Source organism: Phormidesmis sp. 146-33, assembly GCF_052939515.1.
Map to the genome: position 1 here is coordinate 1 of NZ_JBJPHU010000211.1, position 5,364 is coordinate 5,364.

3 protein-coding genes are annotated in these 5,364 nt (G+C 51.8%); 2 read left to right on the forward strand and 1 reads right to left on the reverse strand.

Going from position 1 to position 5,364, the window contains the following annotated elements:
- Nucleotides 1-54 precede the first annotated feature (54 nt).
- On the reverse strand, nucleotides 55-795 hold the full coding sequence (trmD, locus tag ACJ2PR_RS34845; protein ID WP_446880482.1) for a tRNA (guanosine(37)-N1)-methyltransferase TrmD: 741 nt from the start codon (nucleotides 793-795) through the stop codon (nucleotides 55-57).
- Nucleotides 796-1,255: 460 nt separating this feature from the next.
- Between trmD and ACJ2PR_RS34850 the strand changes: the two genes are divergently transcribed.
- Entirely contained in the window at nucleotides 1,256-2,071 is an 816-nt protein-coding gene (locus ACJ2PR_RS34850; protein WP_446858581.1) for a cyanophycinase, read from the forward strand.
- Nucleotides 2,072-2,434: 363 nt separating this feature from the next.
- On the forward strand, nucleotides 2,435-5,161 hold the full coding sequence (gene cphA / locus ACJ2PR_RS34855) for a cyanophycin synthetase (RefSeq protein WP_446880483.1): 2,727 nt from the start codon (nucleotides 2,435-2,437) through the stop codon (nucleotides 5,159-5,161).
- Nucleotides 5,162-5,364: the final 203 nt, after the last annotated feature.

Consider the following 5,364-nt stretch of genomic DNA (forward strand, 5'->3'; position numbering starts at 1 on the left):
TCATCCCTCATCCCTCATCCCTCATCCCTCATCCCTCATCCCTCATCCCTCATCTCACGATCGCCCTTTCCCTTTCCGTTTCTCAATCTCTGTGTCGCGAAGTTCTGCTTCCTCACTTAGCCACTTTTGGTAGAGGTCGGGTCGTCTAGTTTTGGTGCGCTCGATTTGCTGCTGTTTGCGCCAGCGATCGATCTCAGCATGATTGCCAGACCTCAAGACAGGCGGAACTTGCCATTCTCGAAACAGCGGCGGTCGCGTAAATTGAGGGTAATCGAGCAGACTCGTTTCAAAACTTTCTGATTTTAAAGACTCTTCTTTACCGATCGTCCCTGGAATCAAGCGAATCGTCCCATTCAACAACGCCAACGCGGGAATTTCTCCACAGGTCAGCACAAAATCTCCGAGTGACACCTCGCGATCGACCAGATTCAACACTCGCTCATCAATCCCTTCATAATGTCCGCAAATGATGACAAGCTGATCGTAGTTAACCGCCAGATCCCTGAGTAACGGTTGATTCATCGGTTGTCCCTGGGGCGTGACAAAAATGATTTCTCGTCGGGGCAAAACGGGCAACGATTCGACTGCCGCAAAAATTGGCTCCGGTTTCATCAACATGCCAACACCCCCACCGTAGGGTTCATCATCTACCTTACGATGCTTGTCTGTGGCAAAATCACGAGGGTTAATCAAATGGACTTCCGCGATTTGTTTTGCCAGAGCTTTACCCAACAGCCCAGAATTGAGCGGTGAGACAAAAAAGTCGGGGAAGAGAGTCACGATATCGAAGCGCATGTTTGAGTCAGGTAAAAGAGTTTTGAGGACTGGGAGCTAAGAATCATGGATTAAACAAACGTGACGCATCAAGTCGCGGCTACTCCAACAAACCCACCTTCACGGGTCAAACCATTTTTCTGATCCACAGCAGACTTGGCGTTGGTAAGTGCGGTTTGAGCCGCTCGCTAGAATGACAGGCTATGGAATCCTCGATCCCAAACGGCTGACTTCTCTATCTTCGCCCTACAGCCCCTCACCCCCAAAGTCAAGAAAGCCTGTCACATAAAAATTTTGTCAATTCCTTAAATTATGATTAATAATCTGGCATGATTCGTATTAATCAAAACTCAGAACGGTTCCCGGAAGATCGGCCCCATTAAAATGTTTCAAATAAGCCCTTAAACTGTTCCCCAGCATGACTTTCACGTCTCAGATACACAGCATGATAGAGTTAGCGTTGCAATCGTTTGAGCCAACCATGCCTCAGCCCACAAATACCGCCATTATGGTCATTGGGGGAGCAGAAGATAAAGTCCACGGGCGCGATATTCTTCGCAACTTTTTTGAGCGATCGGGCAGTCAAGACGCTCGGATCGCCATTTTGCCCTGTGCTTCACGAGAGCCGGCCGTGATTGGAGAACGATACCATACCATTTTCACGGAGATGGGCGCGAAAGCGGTAGAAGTGCTAAACATTTACGATCGGGCCCACTGTGACGATCCCTTGCTGCAAGAATATGTAGCCGACTGTACAGGCGTTTTTATGACGGGAGGCGACCAGCTAAGGCTGTGTGGCTTGCTTTCAGACACCCCCATTATGAAAATTGTGCAATCTCGCGCCCATTCAGGAGCCGTCACTCTAGCCGGAACCAGCGCCGGAGCGGCCGTAATGGGCCACCACATGATCGCAGGCGGCGGCAGCGGCGAACCGCCCAACCATTCTTTAGTCGATATGACTTACGGGCTGGGCATTATTCCAGAAGTGATTGTGGATCAGCATTTTCATAATCGCAATCGGATGGCTCGTCTGATGAGCGCGATCGCGGCCCACCCCGATCGCTTAGGGATCGGCATTGATGAAGACACCTGCGCCCTGTTTGAGGGAGACGACACCCTGCAAGTTTTGGGCAAAGGCACCGTCACGATCATTGACCCCGGCGAGTTGACCTACACCAATCAAGCTGAGGTGGGCGCGACCGATCCCCTATGTTTGTGCAATTTGAGAGTTCATATCTTAAGTCAAGGAAGCCGTTACGACTTTCGCAAGCGAGTCACCGTGACTCCCAGCCACTAACTAGACGGTTGTGTAAAATTAAGAACCGGGAGCCGCAAGTATTTGTATTTTAGAAAATTCAAAGCTTCAGATTTTGACATGAAACCCCGCTAATTCTCACTTTAACGCCCTCAATCCCCACCGCTAATGTGGTAGGTTGCCTGTAAGGTCAATTCATAATTCGTGACAGGTGATGTCATTGGTCGTGCTTGCTAAAGGCTCCGATCGGTGCTTTTTATCAGAAAGGCTTTTTGTCAGAACTGTTTGTCATGGACAGTGCGATCGCTTTTCTGCGCTTGAAACTGGATAATTGCTTGCCACAGGCGACCCCCTCTATTTGATCAATAGCCGCACCCCAGCAGCCCGTCCTTCTAACTGAGCCTTATGAAAATACTCAAGATCCAGACGTTACGTGGCCCCAACTACTGGAGCATTCGCCGACCCAAGCTTGTCGTGATGCGTCTTGACCTAGAAGAATTTGCAGAATCTCCCTCCAATCAGATTCCCGGATTTTATCAAGGTCTAGTCAGCGTCCTTCCCAGTTTGATGGAGCATTTTTGCTCGCTTGGCTGCCGGGGCGGTTTTTTGAGTCGCGTCCAGGAGGGCACGATGATGGGGCACATTATTGAACATGTCGCCCTCGAACTACAAGAACTGGCTGGAATGTCTGTCGGCTTTGGGCGCACCCGTGAAACCGCTATGCCTGGGGTTTATCAGGTTGTGATTGAATATCAGCACGAACAAGCAGGACGATATGCAGCGCGAGCAGCCGTCCGAGTTTGTCAAAGCATTGTGGCGACTGGAACCTATTCCGAAAAAGAATTAGCGCAAGACTTGAGTGACCTGCGGGACTATGCCCAAGATGGCGCGCTCGGGCCCAGTACAGAAACCCTGGTCAAAGAAGCCGAAACGAGGGGCATTCCTTGGATGGAGTTGGGCACGCGCGCTATGATCCAGCTTGGGTTTGGGGTACATCAAAAGCGACTGCAAGCTACTCTAAGCAACCGCACCAGCATTCTCGGTGTCGAACTAGCGTCTGATAAGGAAGGCACCAAGCAAATCTTGCGATCGGCGGGCGTTCCGGTTCCACGGGGTACCGTGATCAGCTATTTGGATGAGCTAGAAGGAGCCATTCAAGATCTGGGCGGCTATCCTCTAGTGATCAAGCCTTTGAATGGCAATCACGGGCGGGGGATCACGATCGACATCAACACCTGGGAAGCTGCCGAAGCGGCCTATGATGCGGCCAAAGAAGTGTCTAAATCAGTGATCGTCGAGCGATTTTACGCAGGTCAAGATCACCGGGTGTTGGTGGTCAACGGTAAAGTGGTGGCCGTAGCCGAACGAGTGCCTGCCCATGTGGTCGGCGATGGTCACTCTAATATTTCTGAGTTGATCGAGGAAACCAACCGTGACCCGCGTCGAGGGGATGGACACAACAACGTGCTGACAAAGATTGAACTCGATCGCACCAGTTGGGATCTGTTAGACAAAAAGGGCTACACCCTCGAAACCGTTTTGCCAGTGGGCGAGATCTGTTATCTAAGAGCAACCGCCAATTTGAGTACGGGGGGCGTGGCGATCGATCGCACCGATGATATTCACCCCGAAACGCTCTGGTTGGCGCAGCGAGTGGTCAAAATTATCGGTCTGGATATTGCTGGCATTGACATCGTAACGCCTGATATCTCTAAACCGCTGCGCGACGTGGATGGAGTGATTGTCGAAGTCAATGCGGCTCCTGGGTTTAGAATGCACGTTTGCCCCAGTGAAGGCATTCCTCGCAACGTGGCCGAACCTGTGATCGACATGCTGTTTCCACCGGGGACTCCGAGTCGAGTGCCGATCGTGGCGATTACAGGCACCAACGGCAAGACCACAACGACGCGACTGATTGCCCACATTTTTAAGCAGACGCAGCAGATTGTTGGCTACACAACCACAGACGGGACTTACATCGGTGATTATTTGGTGGAACCGGGAGACAACACAGGCCCCCAAAGTGCCCAATTGATTTTGCAAGATCCCACCGTAGAAGTGGCGGTTTTGGAGAGTGCGCGAGGCGGCATTTTGCGATCGGGTCTGGCCTTCAACGCCTGTGATGTTGGGGTAGTTCTCAATGTGGCGGCGGATCATTTGGGGTTGGGTGATATTGACACGATCGATCAGATGGCGCGAGTCAAGAGCGTTGTCGCAGAGGCGGCCATGCCCAACGGTTATGCGGTTTTGAATGCGGACGATCCGCTCGTTTCGGAGATGGCGGATCACACATCGGCTCAGATTGCCTACTTTTCGATGAATGCGGGGAATGAGTTGATTCGATCGCACACTCAAAAAGGCGGGCTGGCTGCCGTCTACGAAAATGGCTATCTGTCAATTCTCAAAGGCGACTGGACACTTCGCATCGAGCAGGCAGTGAATGTGCCGTTGACGCTGGGTGGTCGGGCCCCCTTTATGATTGCGAATGCGTTGGCGGCGAGTCTGGCGGCGTTTGCTCAAGGGGTGAGAATTGAGGACATTCGGGCGGCTCTGGTGACGTTTGAAGCGTCGGCTAAACAGACTCCTGGACGGATGAATTTGTTTAACTTAGGCAAGTTTCATGCGCTGGTCGATTATGCTCACAACCCCCACAGTTACGAAGCGCTGGGCGGCTTTGTGCGGAATTGGACAACCGGGGAGCGAGTTGGCGTGGTCGGCGGGCCGGGCGATCGTCGTGACGAAGATTTTGCAACCCTGGGTAAACTCTCGGCGGAGATCTTCGATCGCATTCTCATCAAAGAAGACGACGACACGAGAGGACGCGATCGCGGAGATGCGGCCCAACGCATTCATCAAGGCATTCAGGAAATCAGGCCCGATGCTCAGTGTGAAGTGATTCATGACGAGACGGCCGCGATTCAAAAAGCCTTAGACTCTGCAAAGCCCGGTAGTCTGGTGGTAATTTTGCCAGAAAGTGTAAATCGAGCGATCGCTCTGATCGAAGCCCGCAACCCCATTAAAGCGATCGCCCCCACAGCCGAATCAAACGGTCATGTCAAACCGATCGCCCCTGTGAATGTGGTGGAGACGGCGCTCTCTTCGAGTTACCCACAAGGGGTCGCTTCGACCTAAATCTCAACTAAAAATCTCAACTAAAATAGACAGAACAAACGGATGGTTGATTTGCTAATCGAAACAGATCTTCCACCCGTTATTTTTGTGGCATCAAGTCGCCCGCCCAAAACGAATACAGGATATCGCTACCGACGATCGAGGCGTTTTTTCATCCCTCATCCCTCATCCCTCATCCCTCATCCCTCATCCCTCATCCCTCA

Bases quoted from the DNA above. Each gene is read 5' to 3' on its own strand.
- trmD (WP_446880482.1), bottom strand. From the start codon at position 795: ATGCGCTTCGATATCGTGACTCTCTTCCCCGACTTTTTTGTCTCACCG.
- ACJ2PR_RS34850 (WP_446858581.1), top strand. From the start codon at position 1,256: ATGCCTCAGCCCACAAATACCGCCATTATGGTCATTGGGGGAGCAGAA.
- cphA (WP_446880483.1), top strand. From the start codon at position 2,435: ATGAAAATACTCAAGATCCAGACGTTACGTGGCCCCAACTACTGGAGC.